Source organism: Gordonia sp. 852002-50816_SCH5313054-c, from assembly GCF_001665925.1.
Taxonomy (GTDB): Bacteria; Actinomycetota; Actinomycetes; order Mycobacteriales; family Mycobacteriaceae; genus Gordonia; species Gordonia jacobaea.
The window spans coordinates 40,503-60,901 of sequence record NZ_LZTE01000047.1 but is presented as its reverse complement, the minus strand read 5'-3'; the positions used below and the strand labels follow the sequence as shown (position 1 = coordinate 60,901).

Annotated in this window: 17 protein-coding genes; 7 read left to right on the top strand and 10 right to left on the bottom strand. The window is 64.5% G+C overall.

Annotated elements, in window-relative coordinates; translation table 11 throughout:
• Window positions 1-32: 32 nt before the first annotated feature.
• Window positions 33-1,319: an alpha-hydroxy-acid oxidizing protein gene (locus A5788_RS11470; RefSeq protein WP_064864109.1), complete on the bottom strand. Its 1,287-nt coding sequence runs from the start codon at window positions 1,317-1,319 to the stop codon at window positions 33-35.
• Window positions 1,320-1,444: 125 nt separating this feature from the next.
• Between A5788_RS11470 and A5788_RS11465 the strand changes: the two genes are divergently transcribed.
• Window positions 1,445-3,685, top strand: coding sequence for an MMPL family transporter (locus A5788_RS11465; protein ID WP_064864107.1), 2,241 nt, complete (start codon window positions 1,445-1,447; stop codon window positions 3,683-3,685).
• 135 nt (window positions 3,686-3,820) lie between these two features.
• Here A5788_RS11465 and A5788_RS11460 read toward each other — a convergent pair whose 3' ends face one another.
• Entirely contained in the window at window positions 3,821-4,330 is a 510-nt protein-coding gene (locus A5788_RS11460; protein ID WP_064864105.1) for a hypothetical protein, read from the bottom strand.
• A 123-nt stretch (window positions 4,331-4,453) separates the two neighbouring features.
• Here A5788_RS11460 and A5788_RS11455 point away from each other — a divergent pair, with 123 nt between their 5' ends.
• On the top strand, window positions 4,454-5,596 hold the full coding sequence (locus tag A5788_RS11455) for a sensor histidine kinase (RefSeq protein WP_064864104.1): 1,143 nt from the start codon (window positions 4,454-4,456) through the stop codon (window positions 5,594-5,596).
• A 16-nt stretch (window positions 5,597-5,612) separates the two neighbouring features.
• Window positions 5,613-6,260, top strand: a complete 648-nt coding sequence (locus A5788_RS11450; protein ID WP_064864102.1) for a response regulator — start codon at window positions 5,613-5,615, stop codon at window positions 6,258-6,260.
• 255 nt (window positions 6,261-6,515) lie between these two features.
• Here A5788_RS11450 and A5788_RS11445 read toward each other — a convergent pair whose 3' ends face one another.
• Window positions 6,516-7,136 (bottom strand): LysE/ArgO family amino acid transporter, encoded by a 621-nt coding sequence (locus A5788_RS11445; RefSeq protein WP_064864100.1) that lies wholly within the window; start codon window positions 7,134-7,136, stop codon window positions 6,516-6,518.
• Window positions 7,137-7,206: 70 nt separating this feature from the next.
• Here A5788_RS11445 and A5788_RS11440 point away from each other — a divergent pair, with 70 nt between their 5' ends.
• Window positions 7,207-8,148, top strand: coding sequence for a LysR family transcriptional regulator ArgP (locus A5788_RS11440; RefSeq protein ID WP_064864098.1), 942 nt, complete (start codon window positions 7,207-7,209; stop codon window positions 8,146-8,148).
• On the opposite strand, the gene A5788_RS11435 is transcribed toward A5788_RS11440, so the two are convergent.
• The 6 genes from A5788_RS11435 to ku all read right to left on the bottom strand — a co-directional run bounded on the left by A5788_RS11435 (window position 8,137) and on the right by ku (window position 13,707).
• Window positions 8,137-8,625, bottom strand: coding sequence for a cupin domain-containing protein (locus tag A5788_RS11435; protein WP_064864142.1), 489 nt, complete (start codon window positions 8,623-8,625; stop codon window positions 8,137-8,139). The two genes, A5788_RS11440 and A5788_RS11435, sit on opposite strands and share 12 nt — an antisense overlap.
• A gap of 35 nt (window positions 8,626-8,660) precedes the next feature.
• On the bottom strand, window positions 8,661-9,032 hold the full coding sequence (locus tag A5788_RS11430; protein WP_049699491.1) for a DUF4267 domain-containing protein: 372 nt from the start codon (window positions 9,030-9,032) through the stop codon (window positions 8,661-8,663).
• A gap of 121 nt (window positions 9,033-9,153) precedes the next feature.
• On the bottom strand, window positions 9,154-9,900 hold the full coding sequence (locus A5788_RS11425) for an SGNH/GDSL hydrolase family protein (protein WP_231894311.1): 747 nt from the start codon (window positions 9,898-9,900) through the stop codon (window positions 9,154-9,156).
• A 23-nt stretch (window positions 9,901-9,923) separates the two neighbouring features.
• The gene (locus A5788_RS11420; RefSeq protein WP_049699400.1) at window positions 9,924-11,225 is read right to left on the bottom strand and encodes an MFS transporter; all 1,302 of its coding nucleotides are present in this window, start codon (window positions 11,223-11,225) and stop codon (window positions 9,924-9,926) included.
• Between the two features lie 29 nt (window positions 11,226-11,254).
• The gene (locus A5788_RS11415) at window positions 11,255-12,727 is read right to left on the bottom strand and encodes a flavin-containing monooxygenase (protein ID WP_064864094.1); all 1,473 of its coding nucleotides are present in this window, start codon (window positions 12,725-12,727) and stop codon (window positions 11,255-11,257) included.
• Window positions 12,724-13,707 (bottom strand): non-homologous end joining protein Ku, encoded by a 984-nt coding sequence (gene ku, locus A5788_RS11410; RefSeq protein WP_442902827.1) that lies wholly within the window; start codon window positions 13,705-13,707, stop codon window positions 12,724-12,726. The genes A5788_RS11415 and ku overlap by 4 nt, the downstream gene beginning before the upstream one ends.
• 91 nt (window positions 13,708-13,798) lie before the next feature.
• On the opposite strand from ku, the gene A5788_RS11405 reads away from it, so the two are divergent.
• The 3 genes from A5788_RS11405 to A5788_RS11395 all read left to right on the top strand — a co-directional run bounded on the left by A5788_RS11405 (window position 13,799) and on the right by A5788_RS11395 (window position 18,076).
• Window positions 13,799-16,279 carry an ATP-dependent DNA ligase gene (locus A5788_RS11405; protein WP_064864090.1) on the top strand — a complete coding sequence of 827 codons (2,481 nt, stop codon included), beginning with the start codon at window positions 13,799-13,801 and terminating at the stop codon, window positions 16,277-16,279.
• A gap of 89 nt (window positions 16,280-16,368) precedes the next feature.
• Window positions 16,369-17,163, top strand: a complete 795-nt coding sequence (locus A5788_RS11400) for a dienelactone hydrolase family protein (RefSeq protein WP_064864089.1) — start codon at window positions 16,369-16,371, stop codon at window positions 17,161-17,163.
• A gap of 172 nt (window positions 17,164-17,335) precedes the next feature.
• Entirely contained in the window at window positions 17,336-18,076 is a 741-nt protein-coding gene (locus A5788_RS11395) for a metallophosphoesterase (RefSeq protein ID WP_049699395.1), read from the top strand.
• Here the strand turns inward: A5788_RS11395 and A5788_RS11390 are convergent.
• Entirely contained in the window at window positions 18,048-20,372 is a 2,325-nt protein-coding gene (locus A5788_RS11390; RefSeq protein ID WP_197494598.1) for a SulP family inorganic anion transporter, read from the bottom strand. The genes A5788_RS11395 and A5788_RS11390 overlap by 29 nt on opposite strands.
• Window positions 20,373-20,399: the final 27 nt, after the last annotated feature.

Sequence of the window (20,399 nt, the reverse complement as noted above, 5' to 3'; positions counted from 1 at the left end):
CATAGAGAGATCCTATCCGCGGCCGCCAGCCCTCACACGAGCGTCGCCAACGCCTCCGGCGTGAGTTCGTCGACGCTCGTGTGACCGGCCAGACCAAGTGTCAGGTCGAGTTCGGCGATGATGTTCGCAACGGCATCGCGAGCACCGTCGGCACCTGCGAGGGCGAGCCCGTACATATGCGGACGCCCGATACATACCGCGTCGGCGCCGAGCGCGAGCACCTTGAAAACGTCTGCACCGGAATAGATTCCCGAGTCGGCGAGCACCTTGATCCTCCCATCGACGACAGGCGCTATCGCGGCGAGAGCATCGACGGAACTGATGGCACCGTCGATCTGACGGCCACCATGGTTGGAGACGATGATGCCGTCGACACCCGAGTCGACGGCACGCCGCGCGTCGTCGGGGTGCAGTACGCCCTTGAGAACGACCGGCAGCGACGTGCGCTCGCGCAGACTGTCGATCTCCGTCCAACTCAGCGACGGTCGCGAGTAGATGTCGAGGAAGGTCTGCACTCCCACGCGCGGCTCGGGGCGAATGATGTTGCGCAGCAGCGATCCCGGGGTGTTCTTCGCAATGCTGAACAGGGTGCGCAACGCGCCGAGCGAGATCTCGGGACGTTCCGAACTCCCCTGGGCCGCACGCTCGGAGACGATCTCGTTGAATCGGGGGTCCGAGGTGTACTGCGCGATGCCCTCCCCGCGCGCGAACGGCAACGAACCGATGTTGAGGTCACGTGGTCGCCAACCGAGCATCGTCGTATCAAGAGTTACGGCGACGGCCGACGCTCCGACGCCTTCGGCACGCTGCAGCAGACTGTCGACGAGGTCGTCGTCGGTCGACCAATAGAGCTGAAACCATCGCGGCGCGCCGGGCCGTACGAGGTCCATCTCCGCGGCGACGTCCTCCATCCGAACCCCGCCCTGATTGGAGAATATGTACGGAAGTCCCAGTTCTGCTGCGGCGTGACCGATCATCCTGTCGGCCCCACGCGCGACGAGATCTCCTGCTCCGACGGGTGCGAACAGGATCGGTGCGGGTAGCCGGTCGCCGAACAGCTCGATTTCCAGCGTCCGCTCGGAGACGTCGCGCAACACCCGCGGCACGATTGCGCGTCGATCAAGAGCCCTGCGGTTTGCATCCATCGTTCGACCCCCGCCTGCCCCGCCGGCGATGTACGCCCAGGCCCGATCGGACATCTCCGCTCGCGCTCGGCGTTCGAGTTCGTCGAAATCGGTCGGTACGACGGGTGTACGACCGTGTACTCCCGCTTGGTAGATGTCGTTCTGGCGGGCACGCCCGAAGAGTGGTGACGGCATACTCCACAGCGTATGACCCGCCTCACACCGCGTTATCGGCGGCCATGACCGTAGTCACAGACAGCATCCGAGGTCGACTCTCGTTACTCTGGCGTGCGACCAGTCGGGGATATCAAAGGGTTCAGATGGCTATCTGGTTGTACAAGCTCGGACGTTCGGCATTCCGCCACAAGTGGATCGTGATCAGCGCGTGGATCGTCGTATTGATCGTTCTCGGTGCTCTCGTCGGCGTACTCAAACCGACTTTCGCCACCAATTTCGAGCTCCCCGGCACCGACTCCGATCGCGCGATGTCGGTGATGAAGCAAGACTTCCCGGCGGCAAACGATCAGCAGTTGAATTCGTCGACCAGCATTCTCGTCGAAGCCGACGACGGTCTCGAGAACCACATGGGCCAGATCGACGCACTCGTCGCCAAGGCTCGAACGCTACCCAAGGTCATCGAGCCACAGACCGTCGTCAATCCGGTGACGGCCGCCAAGGCCAATCCCGCCATCGCCCCGAAGGTTCTCGGCGACAACGGCAAGGTCGGGCTGATCCAGATCAGGCAGGACATTCGGGCCAACGAACTGACCCACGACGACATGGCGCAGTTCGAGGATCTGCTCGCCGAGTTCCGCGGCAACGGGTTACAGGTCGAGGGCACCGGCTCGCTGATGCAGGTCTTTCAGCAGGGCGGGGTGTCTGAGCTGCTTGGCTTCGTGATCGCGTTCATCGTCATGATCATCGCGTTCGCGTCCATCGTGGCCGCGTTCATCCCGATCGTCACCGGCATCTTCGGTGTCGGCATCACCATGCTGCTCGTCACGTTGAGCGCCAAGATCTTCGACGTCCAGCAGAGTGCCACCACGATCATCACGATGCTCGGGATCGCGGTCTCCATCGACTACGCGCTGTTCATCGTGTCGAGGTATCGATCCGAGCTGAATCTCGGCGGGTCGCGTGAGGCCGCTGCGGGCAGAGCCGTGGGAACCGCAGGCTCCGCAGTGGTGTTCGCTGGTCTGACCGTCGTGATCGCCGTGTGTGCGCTGAGCGTCGTCGGCATCCCCTTCATCACGCAGATGGGTATCTCGGCGGGACTGGCCGTCGTGGTCGCGGTGCTCGGTGCCATCACGTTGATCCCCGCACTGCTCGGCGCGTTCGGCAGGTTTGCCTTCAGCCCCCGCATTCCCGGCCTGCGTCACGGCGACGAACCGGATTCGAAACCGTCCAACGGTCTACGCGTCGCCCGCTTCATCACCCGGTTCCCACTGCCCGTCGCACTCGTCGGTCTCGTGCTGCTCGGCATCGCCGCGATCCCGATGTCGAGCATGCAACTCGGCATGGACTCGACCGGCGACAAGGAGTACGCGGCAACCAAGCTCCTCGAACGCGGCTTCGGCGAAGGCGTGAACGGGCCGCTACTCGTCGTCGTCAGTGACGCGTCGAACGGAGATATCGCTCCCGCAGCCAATGCGGTTGTCGCTCAGGTGAAGACCCTGCCGAACGTCGCCAACCCCGAGCAGATCGTCTGGGTCGGCAACGGCCAGAACAAGCAGAACCCCCAACAGGGTGCGACGGCCGCGCTGATCTCGGTCACTCCGGCGAAGTCTCCCTCGGGCCCCGAGACGCACACGCTGATGGATCAGATACGTGACTACGGATCGTCGAAACCCGGTGGCGCAACCGTCAATGTCGGCGGCCAGACGGCCATCATGTCGGATATCTCGAGCAAGCTCAGCAGCGCGCTGCTGCCGTTCCTCATCGTGGTGGTCGGGCTTGCCTTCATCATCCTGACCATCGTGTTCCGCTCGCTGCTCGTGCCGCTGACGGCGACCATCGGTTTCTTGTTCTCGGTGTGTGCGACGTTCGGTGCGACGGTGTGGATCTTCCAGGAGGGCCACCTCGGACTGATCGAACACACCAAGCCGATCATCTCGTTCCTGCCGATCTTCCTGATCGGCGTGGTGTTCGGACTCGCGATGGACTACCAGGTCTTCCTCGTGACACGAATGCGCGAGGAGTACGTGCACGGGTTGTCGGCGAAGGATTCGGTGATCGTCGGCTACCAGCACGGAGCGCGCGTGGTCGCGTCCGCTGCGGTCATCATGATCTCGGTGTTCTCCGCCTTCATGCTCGCGCCCGACACGATCGCGAAGATGATGGGCTTCGCACTGGCCGCCGCGGTCTTCTTCGACGCCTTCATCATCCGCATGGCCGTCGTGCCCGCCGTGATCACGATGATGGGCGACTGGGCGTGGAAGATTCCCCGCTGGCTCAACCGCATCCTGCCCAACGTCGACATCGAGGGCACCGAGATCCGCAAGATCCCGATCGACGACGAACCCGCCGAGACGCGCGAAGCCGTCTCGGCGGGTCGGAGCTGAGGCGCCCCGCAGGTCGAGCGTCCCCTCGCTGGTAGAGCTGCACCCGCTGGTCGAGCTGCACCCGCTGGTCGAGCTTGTCGAGACCACCCCCAGGTCGAGCGTCCCCCGCTGGTCGAGCTTGTCGAGACCACCCGCTCACCGCGACATCGCGCTGTGTGTCCGGTGATGCTCGGCGACCTTGCCGCTGGTGACCGCGGCCTGCGCGCCGAGGCTGATCGCGAGGTAGATCATGATGCTCGCGCCGTCGAGTCCGCCCATTCCGTGCTGTATGCCGTCGCCGAAGAAGGCGGGCACCACCAGGCTGATGGCGACATGTGCCGCGATCGCGACCACCCAGAGCACGATGGTCAGCGCACCTCCCTTGCGGACCATCACGCCTGCCGGATTGCGGTAGACCTGCATGCTGTGCGCTCGCGGCACCGCCAGAATCGCCGCGACGACGAAGCCGACGAGGACCGCCACCGTCGCGCCGACAGTGACATGGTGTCCGCCGCCGAGATACTGCGCGGTTTCGAAGACGCCGATGATCCCGATGATCAACGGCAGCTTGAACAAGTTGTCCTTGAGTGGTTGTTCCCGCGTCTGGCGGTACAGGATGAAGACGACGACCAGGACGGTGATGACTGCTGTGCTTGCAATGTTCATGCTTTGAGCATCGGCTCGCGAAGCAGGCGAAACATCAACCCGAGGGTGGAACCCGGGTGGAGATCGGGTGGATCGTGCTACTCCTACGCCCCTGATCTCCGACGTCGACATTACGGTTGCCATGTGACAACGAGTCAAGATCCGGTGGCGACGGACCGCCTGCTGATCCGCGGGATCGTCGCGGTCTCGGTGCTGGTCTCAGCGTTCGCCGACACCGGCAAGCAGCCGATCTGGGCGACCGCCATCGGCTGGATAGCCACCTGTGTCTTGGTGGTGTTGCTATTGCGTTCGGTGCTGCGCGACAAGAATGCGCGGAGCTGGAGCACTCAGGCCTCGGCCCTGCACGCCATCGCCACGGTGGCGGCGTCGGTTGTCGCAGCGTTCGCATTTCACGGTGGCGCGACGGTCTGGCTGCCCTATATCGGCGTTGCCGCGGCGGCGATGTCGCAAACGACGGTCCTCGTGTCGGCGCTCATCGCATCGCCATCGCTGACCGCGCTGGGAATACTGATGTGGTGGCAGACCCACAACGCCTGGGCTGTCTGCATCAATGTCGCCAGTGCGGCAGCGGTTTTCGCCTTCATGCAGTTGCGGCGCCGTCAACGCGAAGCCGCAGAGCTTGCCGCAACCCAACGCGAGATCATTGCCGCCGAACGCTCCCGGGCGGCCTTGGCCGAGCAGCAACGCCAGATCTCCGCACAACTCCACGACGTTCTCGCGCATACACTCTCGGGCCTCATCGTCACACTGCAGGGCGCCACTCTGCAGGCTGAGCGCGAGTCCGCGTCTGCGGAACTGACCGAAAAGCTGCGCACCGCAACCGCGTTGGCGCGTGATGGCCTCAGTGAGGCGAAGACCGCCGTCGAATCACTGCGCGACAGCGCAACGCGAGAGTCGGAGCCACTCGACCACTGGCTACCGAAGACCTTGGCGCAGTTGCGAACCGGTGCGGGGCTCGACGTCGAAGTGTCCGGCGATGTCGACGTTGTGCCAGCGATCTGGCACGACGACGTGCGCGCGGTGCTGATGGAGGGGCTCACCAACTCGATGCGTCACGCCGCAGGCGCACCCATACGTATCGAGTTCACACCGCAACTCGTTCGGGTGCGCTCGGTTGGCGACCCGTCGACCTTCGTCGATCGTGGCCACACCAGCGGCGGCAACGGGCTGACCGGGTTGGCCGAACGCATCACAGCGGCAGGTGGATCGCTGGAATACGGCACGACCGCACAGGGTTTCGATCTGACGGTCCGGTTTGGTTCATGACGGTACAGGTGGGTTCATGACAGTACGGGTGGTGATCGCCGACGATCAGACGGTCGTGCGCGAAGGGTTGCGCTCGATGCTCGGATTGTTCGACTCTCTCGACGTGGTCGGCGTTGCGTCGTCGGCCGAGGACGCTCTCGCGTTGGTGGCCGAGCAGACTCCCGACGTGCTTCTCACCGACCTCCGGATGCCGGGAATCGGTGGGATCGAAGGAATTCGACGACTCGTCGCGTCCGGGGCCACGACCCGCGCGGTTGCATTGACCACCTACGACGACGACGCGACGATCGTCGAGGCACTCGACGCCGGTGCCGTCGGCTTCCTGAACAAGGACGCCGACCCCACGGCGATCGAGTCAGCGCTGCTCTCGGCAGCGGCAGGCCGCTCACTGCTCGACGAAAAGGCGATGCGCGCCTTGCTGTCTCGGACATCGGCGACGCCAAACCAGAGCAATCCACGCGCGCTCAACCCCGACGGCCTCACCGAACGCGAGTCGGAGGTCATCACGCTGATCGCGGAGGGGCTGTCGAATCAACAGATCGCCCGAACACTCGTCCTGGGGGTGAGCACCGTCAAGACGCACATCAACCACATCCTCGCCAAGACGGGATGCCGCGACCGCGCGGCCGTCGTCGCCTACGCCTACCGCCTCGGGCTGGCCTGAGCCCCGCTGGTCGAGCCATACCCGCTGGTGATTTCGACTCGGCAGCTCGCTGCGCTCGCGGCCAGCTCAATCAGCGGAAACGGCCCACCCGCTGGTCAAACCGCACCCGCTGGTCGAGCTGAACCCGCTGGTCGAGCTTGTCGAGACCACCAAAGTGATTTCGACTCGGCAGCTCGCTCCGCTCGCGGCCGGCTCAATCAGCGAGAAGGGGCCACGCCCGCTCGCGGCCGGCTCAATCAACGGAAAAAGACCACCTCACGCCGAGAACAGCAGCGCAGCGCCCATGCCCACCATGATCACGGCCACGATGCCGTCGAGAATCTTCCACGCCCGGGGTTTGGCAAACAGCGGGGCGAGCCTGCTCCCGCCGCGGCCGATCAGCGTGAACCACAGCACGCTCGCCGCGCACGCGCCGATCGCGAACGCCCACTTCGCATTTCCGTGACTGTTGGCGATCGCCCCCATCGTGAGCACCGTATCGAGATACACGTGCGGATTGAGCCACGTGAGCGCGAGCGCCGACCCGATCGCCACCCAGCGCGACGCGGTGCGCACCTCGTCGGCGTTGGCCGTGATGGCCTCGCTCGACCGAAGACACCGTCGCGCAGCCAGCAGACCCAAGACAATGACGTACGCCCCGCCCGCGATCTTCGCGACGGTGACCACGGAAGGATGCGCAGACACCAACGCGCCGAGTCCCGCGACCCCCGCGACGATCAGCACCACGTCGGAGAGCGCACACACCGCGATCACCGGATTCACATGCACACGGCGCACACCCTGCTGCAGCACGAAGATGTTCTGCGGCCCGATGGCCACGATCAAGCCCGCTCCGGTGAGCAACCCCATCATGGCCGCGAGGAGATATGTCGTCATGACACGAACGTAAGAGCACGTCGCTGACAAGTACAGCGAATGTTTCTGTCGAAACATTAGACTCTCTTATGTGGATCTCGGATCGGACGCACTACGCACGCTGTCAGCGGTACTCGACGCGGGCACGTTCGACGCCGCGGCCGAGCAACTGCACATCACACCGTCGGCGGTCAGCCAACGCATCAAGGCGCTCGAGGTCTCCGTCGGACGCATCCTGGTCCGTCGCACCAAGCCGATCACCGCGACGCGCGACGGCGAGGTTCTCGCACGGATGGCCAAGCAGTGGAATCTGCTCGCCCTCGAGGCTCAGCTCGAACTGACCGGCGACCTCGACGACGCCGTGACCGCCTCACTCACCGACCGCCCGCGCGTCCATCTCCCGATTGCAGCCAACGCCGACTCGCTCGCGACCTGGCTCCTCCCCACGCTCGCGCGCTTCCACCGCGAGAACCCTGTTGCCGTCGAAGTGATCCGCGACGACGAAGCAGTCAACAGCTCGCGCTTGGTGACCGGCGAGGTGATGGGCGCCATCACCTCCGATCCCCTGCCCATCCGGGGGACCACACTGCGACCGCTGGGCATCATGCGCTATCTACCCGTCGCCACCGGGCAGTTCCTCGACACCTGGATGCCCAACGGCGTCGACGACGAATCCCTCGCCAAGGCCCCGATGGTGCAGTTCGATCGCAACGACGAGCTGCAACGCAGAGTGCTCCGAATGATGTCGGGACAGCGACTCGATCCGCCCGCCGTCTACATCCCTGCCTCGACCGAGTACCACCGTGCCATCGAGGCCGGAATGGGTTGGGGTGCAGTCCCTCTGGCGCAGATCGCCGATGCTCTCGACAGCGGCCGGGTGGTCACCTTCACCGACCTCCACGTCGACGTGCCGCTCTACTGGCAGTACTGGAAGCTCGGGTCGTCGTTGCTGCGCACTCTCACCGACCTCGTCGTCGACGGCGCTCGTCGCCATCTCATCGCGCCGCCGGACACCGACTCCTCAACCACGTGAGCTGTGGCGGTCACTCCACCACTCGGGCGCGTCGACGAAATGGTTGTCGTACGGTTCCTGCGCAGCCGCCAACTCCTCGAATGTGGCCTCGCCCGCCTGGATTCGCGAAAGCAGTCGGAAGTACTCGAATCGTTCGACGCCGGGCGTGAGGACGATCAGGACGCGTGCCGCAGCGTCGGGCACCGCACCGAAGGCATGCGGCATGAGTCGCGGAATCGACACTGCCGCACCAGCTTCGACTGTCACGATCTCATTACCGGCCATCAGGCGCAGGCCACCCTCGATGACGTAGAACATCTCGGACGACTGCCGGTGAAAGTGAGGCGCGGCGCCGTCGACACCCGCGTCGAGGCGAACTTCGAGTGAGCTCAGCGCGCCTGCGGTGTCGGATGCGTCGAACAGCAGGTGCATCGACGCGCGCTCGTTGCCGACGACATCGTCACTGGCGCTGCGGAATACGGGTGCGGTGGTGGTCATCGTGGTCTCCATTGTCTTGTTGATTGACTGTCGGATCAGAGAAAGAGCAGAACTGCGGCGACGATCAGTGCAAGTGCGGTCGCGCCGTGGATGCCGTAGGCGGCTGCCTTACTGCCCCGATTTGTCAGCACGATCACCATGTCCCCCAACGGGATCAAGGCAAGCACGAGGACCAGAACACCGAGGTAGTCGAGTGCGACGAAGGTGAAGACGATGACGAGTAGTCCGGTCACGACGTCGCGGATGCCCTTCACCTGCCACCAGCCCCGTGCGTCCGGAGCCGGAGGCGTCGGCAGTCCGAAACCGGCCGCATTCTTCTCGTTCCTCGCCAGGTAAGCGCAGCCGACTGCAATGATCATCAGCGCGCCGGCCCAACTGAGGATGAGTCCGATCGAGGTCGCGAGCATCGCGATTCCTTCCAAGAGGATTTCTTCTATCGTCGTTAACTTCCAACGAACCAAACTCTATCAGTGATAGATCGAAGGCACGAGGGATTCGCTCGAAAAAAGAATGCACGCCGCCGAGGACTCAGCGACGCGCCGGAGAATCTCCATCGGTAGCGCTCAGCGCGGCGTCGATCTGCTCGGCGTAGATCGCGTGGAACGCCGCGGAGGGATGGAATCCGTCGGCGGCGAACAATCCGTCGCCGGACGGCTCGAAGCGCATGATTCTGCGGACTCGCCCGGATCCGGCGACCACGTCGTCTGCGATCGCGTCGAATTGCGCGGCACGCATGCCCAGCGTCTGGGCCAGCGCACCCGGCAGCGCCGGGCACATCTGCAGCATCGGCACCGGCAGCAGCACGATCTCGGCCCGCTCCGCCGCCGCGCACACGGCGTTGAGCAAAGCAGTCAGCTCGTCACGCCACCGACGGGCCGTGTGCATGTTCTTCGCGTCGTTGGCCCCGACGGACACGACCACGACGTCGGCCTGTGCAAGCACGGCGTCGTCGATCAGTGTTATCACCTGCGCAGCGGTGAAACCAGTTCGTGCGGCAACAACCCACTGCACCGAGCGGCCCTCTCTGGTGGCGAGCCGTGTCGCGACTCCGCCGGCGAGGGTGTCGAGGTGGTTGTCGACCCCGACGCCGCCGGCGAGACTGTCGCCGAGGACCACGAGGCGCAGACAATTCGGATCCGACGCGTCGCCGACGGTCCCGAAGTCGCCCTCGGCCTGCGGCAATCGGACGACGCTCCGCTTGGCTCGTAGCCCCTGCCACGCGATCACCGGGGTACGCCAGGTGGCGGCGGCAGCCAGGGTCACAATCTCGCGCATGGCATCCATTGTCGCAATCCCACTCAGGACTCGCTCGGGGCCGTCACCACCACAGCGTCGTCCAACGGATGCTCGATCTCGTCGCGCCAGAGTCGCGCGGCGACGTAGAAGGCGATTGCGGCTGGAACAGGCAGGATGCCGCCGATCACGAACACCGCGGTGAGCCCGATGGCGTTGCTCAGCGGTGCGGCGATCGCCATCGACACCGGCATCAGAATGACGGATACGAAGAAGTCGAGACTCGCGATCCGACCCAACAGCTCAGGCGGCACCCGCCGCTGCAGCAATGTTCCCCACAGCACCGACGGGGCGTCGAATCCGAATCCCAGCAATGCACCGGCGACGATGAACAGCCAGGTGTGCTCGGCGACGCCCATGACAACAAGCGACAGGCTCGACAGACCCCAGATGACGAACATGACGGTGAGGTATCGCCGAGGCATCCTGATCGACGCGAAGTACGCCGAACCGATCGCCGCTCCCGCCCCGTAAGCGGCGAGGACGAGCGCATGGTCTCCCGCGCCACCGTCTACGCGTTCGCGCAGCGCGAAGGGAACGAGCACCTCGATCGGACCCATCGTTGCCAGCACCAGCAGCGTCGCGAAGAACAACGTGGCCCATAGCCACGGAGTCCGCAGGACGTATCCGAAGCCCTCGACCAGATCGGTGACCGCCGATCGTGCCGGGTTGCCCCGCAACGCTTCTCGACGCTGAGGTAGCGGTTTCATCGTGAGATAGCACGCGCCGGAACAGATACTCGCGACCGCGGCAACGACGACCGCGGGTCCCGGCGCGGCAACCGACACGATCAATCCAGCAACCATCGGGCCGATCGCCTGAAAGACGACGGGCCGGGAGAACCCTTCGATTCCGTTGGCGGCCTGCAACTCCGATGCCGAGACGATCCGCGGAAGCAGCGCCGAGTAGGCCGGGTAGTACATACCGGTGGTGACTCCACCGAGCAACGCGGCGATCACCACCATCGGCAGGGTGAGCACCCCGAAGATCGACAGCACTCCGACGAGTCCGAACACACCCATCTTGACCACTTCGAGCGCCACGATGATCGATCGTTGCGAGACCCGGTCGGCGAGCACTCCGCCCGCGAGCGTCGAGACGATCATGCCCACCGCCGACACACCCGACGCCCACGCGACCTGCGTCGGGCCGCCACCGAGTTCGATGATCTGCCATACCAGCGCGATGGCCCAGACGCCGTCGGAGAACAACGCCAAGATGAGGCCAGCCACGAGCCGACGGAACTGCGCGCCGGCCAATGGCCGTAGAGCGCGCGGCAGCCGGGACTCGCTGGCGGTGATGGTCACCTCCCGAGGATGCCCGTCAGCGCACCCGTTCAGCCAGCGCTTTTCGCCGCCGACTCGCCGACGGTGTGGAACTCCATCGCTTCGGTGACCTCGTAGCGACGCGAATCGATGGCATCGAGTACCAGGTTGTGCCGGACCTGCCACGGCGCTTGATCCGACGACTTGGGGAGAGCGACGGCGCCGCGTCGGACATAGCCCGCATCCAGTGCAAACAACATGTGCTCCGGCAGCGTCGCCGACCCGACGGTCGGCGCCGCAGACGTGTATCCGTGCGCCCGCATGTACGCGATCAGATCACCGACCGCCTTACTGGTCAGATCGACGCGCAACGTCCACGACGCGTTGGTGTAGCCAATGGACCACACCAGATTCGGTACGTCGTTGAGCATGTACCCGCGATAGGCGAACTTCTCGTGCGGCTTGAATTCGACGCCGTCGATCGACAGCTGCGCGCCGCCGAAGGCGAGCAGTTCGAGTCCGGTCGCGGTCACGATGATGTCGGCGGGCAGCTCCTCGCCCGACACCAGCTTGATCCCGCCGGGCGTGAACCGGTCGATCTGGTCGGTGACCACGTCGGCATGGTCGGAGCCGAGAGCCTTGTAGAAGTCGGCGTCGGGGATGATGCACAATCGCTCATCCCACGGGTTGTACCGCGGACGGAAGTGCGTGTCGACGTCGTATCCCTTGGGCAGGTTGCGGATCGCGATCTGCCGCAGCAGCTTTCGCGACGTACGCGGAAACCGCCGCGCGAACAGGTAGATCGACAGCGTGACAAGTGCGTTGCGGTACCGGATCACGTCGTGTGCCCACTGCCTCGGCAGCAACCGCTGAATCCAGGGCGTCGTCGGCTCCTGCCAGCCGACGGGGAACAGGTACGTCGGCGAACGCTGCAGCATCGTCACATGACCGGCGCGGTCGGCCATACTCGGGATGAGGGTGACAGCCGTTGCGCCACTGCCGATCACGACGACGTTCTTGCCCGCGTAGTCGAGATCCTCGGGCCAGAACTGCGGATGCACGATGGTTCCGGAGAAGTCCTCGGTGCCGGCGAAGTCGGGGGTGTAGGCCTCGTCGTATCGGTAGTAGCCGGTGCACAGATAGAGGAATCGCGTTGTGTACGTGCGGGTTTCGCCGCCCGCATTGGTCGTGACAGTCCAGGTGTCGGACGCGGTGTCGAAGTCGGCTGCGGTGACCGTGACGCCGAAGTCGATCTGATCGTAGATCCCGGTGTCGCGGGCGGTGTCTTCGAGATAGTCACGAATCTCGGCACCCGACGCCATGGTCTTGGTTCCGCGCCACGGTCGGAACGGAAAGCTGAGCGTGAAGATGTCGGAGTCCGACCGCACTCCCGGATAGCGGAACAGATCCCACGTGCCACCGATACGTTCACGCTGTTCGACGATCCGATACCGCAAGCCCGGATTTCGCTCCGTCACACGGTAGGCGGCGTCGATCCCCGCCAACCCTGCTCCCACGATGAGCAAATCCAGTACGTCGCTCAACTTGCCGCTCGCTTTCGGGTCGTCTTCTTGGCTGCTGTGGACTTCTCGGCCGTTGTCTTGTCGGCTGTTGTCTTCTTGGCTGCGGTGCTCTTGGCTGCAGTTTTCTTGGCGGCAGCCTTCTTTGCCGGCGCCTTCTTCGCCGCGGCTTTCTTTGCGGGCGGCTTGTCGGCAGCGTCCGATGAACCGCCGCTCGCGTCTCCCTTGTCCTTCACCGAAGCACGCAGTGCGGCAAGAAGATCCGCGACGTCGGAGTCCTCGTCGGCGGCTTCTTCCTTCTCATCACTCTCCGGAAATGCCTCGCCGCCTTCGGCTTTCGCCTCGATCAGCTTCGACAGTTCGTCCTGGTAGGTGTCGGAGAACTCGTCCGGGTCGTAGTCGGTGGCCATCGAGTCGATCAACGACGACGCCATCTTCAATTCCTGGTCGCGGATCTGCACGTCGTCGCCGAGGAAGTCGAAGTCGGGCTTGCGCACCTCGTCGGGCCACAGCAGCGTCTGCAGGGTCATCACGCCGGGTTCGATGACCCTCAGCGCCGCCATGCGCGTGCGGTTGCGCAGGGTGAACGACGCGATCGCCAACCGGTCGGTCTCCTGCAACGCCTTCGCCAGCAGCACGTATGCCTTCGGAGACTTCGACGACGGCTCGAGATAGTAGGGCTTGTCGAAGTAGATCGGGTCGACCTGGTCGACGGGTACGAACTCGACGATCGAAATCTCCGGGCTCTTCTGCACCGGCAGACTCGCAAGGTCGTCCTTCGTCAGGATCACCGACTCGCCACTGTCGGTTTCATAGGCGTTGGCGATGTCGGAGTAGTCGACCTCGGTATCGGTTCCCTCCCGCACCCTGCGATAACGGATGCGGGCGCCGTCGGACGAATCGACCTGATACGACTTGCGGTCGTGACTCTCCGTCGCCGAATACACCTTGACGGGCACGTTGACCAGGCCAAAGCTCAGATCGCCCTTCCAGATCGAGCGCATGGGCACCATTGTGCCATCGGTCACGTCGCAAAGTGGCCGCGTACCGACACCGGATATGGGCACGCGACCAGATTCTGGGCACAATGAACTCATGGCGCCCTCCCAGAGCCTGGAGATCGACGGTCACACGATCGCTCTCACCAACTTGGGCAAGGTGCTGTATCCCGCGACCGGCACGCGCAAGGTCGACGTCGTCGACTACTACACCCGCATTGCCGACGTCATGCTTCCGCATCTGCGCGGCAGGCTGATCACCCGCAAACGCTGGCCCAATGGCGTCGAGTCGACGCCCTTCTTCGAGAAAGATCTACCGAGCAGCGTTCCGGAGTGGATTCCCCGCCACGCCGTCGCACACAGCGGACGCACCATCACCTACGCGATGGCCGATTCTGCAGCCGTTCTCGTATGGCTGGCACAGATGGCCGCGCTCGAACTCCACACACCCCAGTGGCTCGTCCCGCCGCCCGGCATGCAGGCCGATCCGGAGAAGTCCGGCCCCAAGGGACTCGGCGAGATCCGCGCGAATCGACTCGTCCTCGACCTCGACCCGGGCCCCGACGTGTCACTCGACGAATGCGCGCAGGTGGCCCTCATGATGCACGAGATGCTCGACGGCGCGGGCCTTGCGTCGTATCCGGTGACCAGCGGCGGCAAGGGAATTCACGTCTACGCGCGTTTCGACCGACCCGTCGCGCCGGATTCCGCACGCACCGTTGCACGTGAGATCGCCTCGACGCTCGCGGCGGCACATCCGAAGACGATCACCGCCACGATGTCGAAATCCGAACGCGCCGGCCGTGTCTTCATCGATTGGAGCCAGAACAGCGCGTCGAAGACGACGCTGGCGCCGTACTCCATGCGCGGTCGCGAAGAGCCCTGGGTCGCCGCACCGCGGACGTGGGACGAACTCGCCGGTCCGGGACTGACACAGTTGCACTTCGGCGAGGTGCTCGAGCGCGCCGCCGACGGCGATCTGCTCGACGGCCTCGACGACCCCTACTCACCAGACACCGACGACGCGACGACAACCACCAGCGGCTCCGCGGACTCCGCAGACGACTCCGAGGAGCAAGTCGAGGACGCCGGCGCGCGCCCGGTCGTCGACCTGAGCACCTACCGTGCCAAGCGCGATGCGTCGAAAACCCCGGAACCCTTCGGCGATGAGGAGCATCGTCGACGCCGCGCCCAGTCGTCCGACAGCGACGACGAGAGCGACCCCGAGGACTCCGACGACACGGTGAGCGCGGCGTCGGCAGGACCGATCTTCGTGATCCAGGAACATCACGCTCGCCGCCTGCACTACGACTTCCGGCTCGAGCGCGACGGAGTGCTCGTCTCCTGGGCCGTGCCGAAGAACCTGCCGACCGATTCGGGTCAGAACCGGCTGGCCGTACACACCGAGGATCACCCTCTCGACTACGCGGACTTCTCCGGCGACATCCCCGGCGGGGAGTACGGCGCCGGGCACGTGGAGATCTGGGATCACGGCACATACGAGACCGAGAAGTGGCGCGAGTCGGAGGTCATCGTCCGCCTTCACGGCGAGCGAATCCAGGGCCGCTACGCGCTCATCAAGACCGGCGACAAGAACTGGCTCGCGCACCTGATGAGCGACGAGCCGCGGCCCATCCTCCCCGACAGCCTCACACACCCGCGCCCGATGCTGGCCACCGACGAACCTGTCGAACGTCTCGACGGCAGGGACTGGGCGTTCGAGGGCAAGTGGGATGGGTATCGAATTCTGTTGCGCTCCATCGATGGAGACTTCCGCCTCACCTCGCGATCGGGAATCGACATGACCGACGACTTCCCCGAATTGCGCTCGGCGGCAGACGAACTCGGCCTCATCGACGTCGTCCTCGACGGCGAGGTCGTTGCCGTTGACTCCGCCGGGCATACCAACTTCACCCTGCTTGCCTCACGCAGCAATACCACGGAGACGTACTCGCTCAAGCTGTACCTCTTCGACATCCTCTACCTCAACGGCACATCGCTATTGCGTAAACCGTGGTCGGAGCGTCGACAACTCCTGGAGGCTCTCGCGCCCGCATTCAAAGAGTCTGCGTACGTGGAGATTCCGCCGCTGCTACCCGCTCCCGGCTCGGCTGCCGTGCGCCATAGTCGCGACCACGGACTCGAGGGCGTCATCGCCAAACGCAAGACGTCGACATATCAACAGGGACGACGAAGTAGCCAGTGGCGCAAGCAGAAGAACTGGAGCGACATCGAGGTCGTCATCGGCGGTTACCGACTCGGTCGCGGCAATCGTGAGGGTGCCATCGGGTCACTGCTGGTCGGGCTGCCAGAAGAGACCGGCCTGCGCTACGTAGGCAGGGTGGGCACCGGATTCACCGAGGCGTCGTTGAAAAGCCTTGCAGAAGAACTCAAGCCACTGGAGATCTCACGAAGTCCGTTCCTGGAGAAGCTCGACCGCCCCGTCGCGTCCACCGCGACCTGGGTGCTACCGAAGATCGTCGGCGAGGTCAGGTTCATGGACTGGACCAGCACCGGCCACCTCCGCCACCCGAGCTGGCGCGGAATCCGCCGCGACAAGCTTCCGGGCGACCTCTGACAAAACCCTCTGACAAACAACCTCTGGCAAACAACTTCTGACAAACACCGGATGACAGGCCCACCCGCACCAGCGAGAGGACACCGAAGATGACCATCACCCACGACACCGTCGGGAAGCACATCACCGTCGCGGCCGCCGACGGCGACGCGGAGGCATACCTCGTCCGACCCGCCGGTGACGATCCCGCCGGTGAAAACCCGGAAACCGATTACCCCGGCGTGCTTTTCATCATCGACGCCATCGGGTTGCGCCCACAGACCCGCCGCATGGCCGACCGCATCGCGTCGTGGGGCTACGTCGTGCTGGTTCCGAATGTCTTCTACCGCTGGGGCACCGCGGAGGAAACATCGCCGGAGGACGAGCTCCTCGACGCCGACGCGCGCAAAGAGTTCTTCAGCGTGGCCATGCCGCGCGTGCATGCTCTGACCGACGATCTCGCCGAACCCGACCTCTCCGCATATATCGACGCGTTGAAGGCCACACCCGGCGTCTCGAAAGGCCCGATCGGCGTGACGGGGTACTGCGCGGGCGGCAGACTCGCCCTGCTGGCCGCGGCGACCCGGCCCGACGACGTCGCAGCTCTCGGCATGTTCCACACGGGCGGGTTGGTCACACAGTCGTCAGGCAGTCCGCATCTGCGCCTCGCGGACGTCGACGCCCAGGTGCTCGCCGTGCACGCCGACCGCGATCGTTCGCTTCCCTCCGAAGCGATCGCCCAGTTCGAGCACGCTCTCATCACCGCGGGAGTTACTCACTCCGCGACCGTGTATCCGGGCGCAGAGCACGGCTACACGATGGCCGACACCGCGTCGTACAACCACGACGCCTCCGAGTACCACTTCGCCGAGCTTCGGAAGTTGTTCGCACATACGCTGCACTGAATGGCGACGCGGCCCTGAATGCGAACTTTGCACCGAATGCCACGTTGCACACGATCGCCGTCATCGGTCATATGGGCGCCATAAGTGAGTCTCTCGCCACGCCCACCGACCTCGCTTCGCGATCGGGAACTCTGTTGGCTATGTTCAGTGGTGTCCAACCCCGGGAGAGCCAGTGTTCGTTGTCGCGCACATCAGCGACCTGCATTTCAACGGCACCCGATTCAATCGCGCCCGAATCGAATCGACGTTGAGCTATATCAACGCGCGCGCGGACGGCATCAATGTCCTCCTGATCACCGGTGACGTAGCCGACGAAGGCAGCCCGAGCGAGTACCGCGAGGCATCCCTCGTCATCGACAGCCCGCTGCCCATCCTCATCACCGAGGGCAACCACGACGAGCGCGTCGCGTTCAACGCAGGCATTCTGCGGGCCGAATCATCTGCGCCGATCAACTCGTCGAGCCTCGTCGACGGCGTCTTGTTCGTAGTGGTCGACAGTTCCATCCCGGGCCGCAACGACGGCTACATCGACGACGACACGCTCGCGTGGATGTCTGCGGAGATCGCCGCGCACGGACCCGACACCCCGGTGTTCGTCGCATTCCACCATCCGCCGGTCACGTTGGAGATGCCGTTCATGGACAGCATCCGCCAGACCGGCGAGGAGCGCATCGCGGCCCTCGTCGACACGCATCCCAACATCGTCGCGTTCCTGTGTGGACACGCACACACACCGGCGGTCACCCGATTCGCCGACCGCCCGCTGTGCGTAGCACCCGGCGTCTCGTCGACGCTGAACCTGCCCTTCGAGGGCCATGACATCGTGAACCGCGGCCAGCCGCCCGGCATCGCCTTTCATGTACTCGACGACGCCGGACGGCTGATCACACACTTTCGCTCGGTGATGTTCTAGCGCCTTCGCGGTCCAGCAAGCCACTCACGTGATGGCCGACGCCTGCGAGGTGGATACCGGTCTGGGTGACCTCGTAGACCTGTGCGGTACGAATATCGAAGTAGAGTCCGATGATTCGCAGGCGCGCCTCGGCCGCTGCCCGCCCGACGAGGTGATGGCGACTCAGAATCTCCACCTGCTTGGCGACATTCACCACCGCGAGTTGGTCCACATCGTTGAAACCCATTCTGGCGGCCGACCTTCCAGCGGGATGCCCGAGTTGCAGTGCTGTCCTACTCGGTTCGGCCTGGGCCAGCCACGAGCGGATCGGCGAACTCGACGCCGCATCCGAGGACGATTCGCGGCCACGACTCTGGTCGAGCACCGCTCGCATCGCACCACACGATGAGTGTCCGCAGACCACCACGGCGGTTACGCCGACCTCGTTGATCGCGAAATCCAGTGCGGCCTCGATGGATTCGGCGCCGCCGTTGGGCCCTCCGACGATATTGCCGACGTTGCGCACCGTGAACAGGTCGCCAGGACCGCTCGAGGTGATGATATTCGGCATGATGCGCGAGTCGGCACAGGTGAGGAAGAAGGCGTCCGGCTGCTGGTAGTCGACAACATCCTGCAGGTGGCCACGCAGCACGTCGGCGTGTTCGCGGTGATAGTCGGTGACGCCCGCCATGATCGACCGCAGCGATGCCGGGACGTCGGCGACCGCCTTGTCGTCGACCGGGATCCGTTGGCTGCGCCAGGGGGTAAGACCGACGATGCCGCCGGTGTGTCGACGGGGCGGAGCGAGCGGTGCATGCTCGATTCGAGCTCGACCGCGCTCGACGATCGTGACCTCGTTGCCCGTGGCCTCGCGCGCACGCACCCAGTCGGAGATCATCTCCGACGCCGCGTGGTCGAGGAAGTCGACGTCGAATTCCAATGTGACCGGGACGTCGTCGGGAACCTTGCTCAAAGTGCTGTTGAATCGCGGCATTGACAGGAAGCTCAGCGATCCCCGTACCGCGATCAGCCACTCGTCCGATTCGCCGGTCGCCACCGGTCCTGACTTGATCTCGACTCGGATGACCCGCCACAGGACAAGTGCCACAGCGAGGGCAAGGCCGATTGCCACACCCTCGAGAAGGTTCAGGAAGACGACGCTGACAACGGTCACGCCGTACACCCACAGATCGCCGGTGCGCAGGGCGGTTTTCATGTGCGCCAACTTCACCAGTTGCATGCCGATCACCACGAGGAGCCCGGCGAGCGCAGCCAGCGGGATCTGCTCGACCAGTGCCGTCAGGAACACCGCGAAGACGAAGACCCACACGCCGTGCAGAACCGCCGACCACCGAGTACGCGCTCCGGCAGCGACATTCGCGGTGCTCCGCACGATCACGCCGGTGACCGGAAGCCCGCCCAGGAGTCCGGACGTCATGTTCGCGCTGCCCTGCCCGATGAGTTCGCGATTGAATCTGCTGCGCGGACCGTCGTGCATCTTGTCGACGGCAACGGCAGAAAGCAGGGATTCGACACTGGCGATCAGTGCGACGGTGAGCACGCCGAGAACGAATCCACCCCAATTGCCATGGGGCAGTTCAGGCAGCGAGATGGCGTCGAAGAAGTTGCCGTCGAGACGTACCCGCTCGACGTCGAGGTTGAGCACAGCTGCCAACACGGTCGCGAGCGCGATCGCCGCGAGCGGTCCCGGAATCTTGCGTGCACGTGCGGGAAGATACTTCCAGCCAACCATCACCACGATGACGATCACTCCGATCGTGACGTCTGCCCAGCTTATGTCGCCGATCCGCTCGGGCAGTTCGCTGATGTTGGCAAGTGCAGAACTCTGCGATTTACCGCCGAGCAGTACATGGATCTGTTGCAGCGCAATGGTGATTCCGATTCCGGCGAGCATCGCGTGCACCACCACCGGCGCAATGCCGAGCGCGGCGGTCGCGATCCGGCTGACACCGAACAGAATCTGCAGGATTCCCGCGCCAACGGTGATCGCACACGTCACCTTCCAACCGAAGTTGGCGACGAGTTCTGCCACCACCACTGTCAGTCCCGCCGCAGGCCCCGACACCTGAAGCGGGCTACCTCCGATCGCTCCCGCCACCACACCACCGACCACCGCCGCGATCAGCCCCGCCATGACGGGCGCACCGGAGGCTACTGCGATGCCGAGCGAAAGTGGCAGTGCCACAAGGAAAACAACCAGCGATGCCGGTACGTCATATTTCAGAACACATCGCCATCGGTCGCGTGATTGTTGGGCCGTGTCTATCCGTCGAGAATCTGCCGGGGTAGTTGCCATGAAACGAACGTACAGATGCAGAGTTAA

Bases quoted from the DNA above. Each gene is read 5' to 3' on its own strand.
- A5788_RS11400 (WP_064864089.1), top strand. From the start codon at position 16,369: ATGACCATCACCCACGACACCGTCGGGAAGCACATCACCGTCGCGGCC.
- A5788_RS11430 (WP_049699491.1), bottom strand. From the start codon at position 9,032: ATGCTCGCGACCTCGATCGGACTCATCCTCAGTTGGGCCGGCGCGCTG.
- A5788_RS11460 (WP_064864105.1), bottom strand. From the start codon at position 4,330: ATGAACATTGCAAGCACAGCAGTCATCACCGTCCTGGTCGTCGTCTTC.
- A5788_RS11465 (WP_064864107.1), top strand. From the start codon at position 1,445: ATGGCTATCTGGTTGTACAAGCTCGGACGTTCGGCATTCCGCCACAAG.
- A5788_RS11435 (WP_064864142.1), bottom strand. From the start codon at position 8,625: ATGACCACCACCGCACCCGTATTCCGCAGCGCCAGTGACGATGTCGTC.
- A5788_RS11450 (WP_064864102.1), top strand. From the start codon at position 5,613: ATGACAGTACGGGTGGTGATCGCCGACGATCAGACGGTCGTGCGCGAA.
- A5788_RS11390 (WP_197494598.1), bottom strand. From the start codon at position 20,372: ATGGCAACTACCCCGGCAGATTCTCGACGGATAGACACGGCCCAACAA.
- ku (WP_442902827.1), bottom strand. From the start codon at position 13,707: ATGCGCTCGATCTGGAAGGGCGATCTGAGCTTTGGCCTGGTCAACGTG.
- A5788_RS11445 (WP_064864100.1), bottom strand. From the start codon at position 7,136: ATGACGACATATCTCCTCGCGGCCATGATGGGGTTGCTCACCGGAGCG.
- A5788_RS11425 (WP_231894311.1), bottom strand. From the start codon at position 9,900: ATGCGCGAGATTGTGACCCTGGCTGCCGCCGCCACCTGGCGTACCCCG.
- A5788_RS11405 (WP_064864090.1), top strand. From the start codon at position 13,799: ATGGCGCCCTCCCAGAGCCTGGAGATCGACGGTCACACGATCGCTCTC.
- A5788_RS11470 (WP_064864109.1), bottom strand. From the start codon at position 1,319: ATGCCGTCACCACTCTTCGGGCGTGCCCGCCAGAACGACATCTACCAA.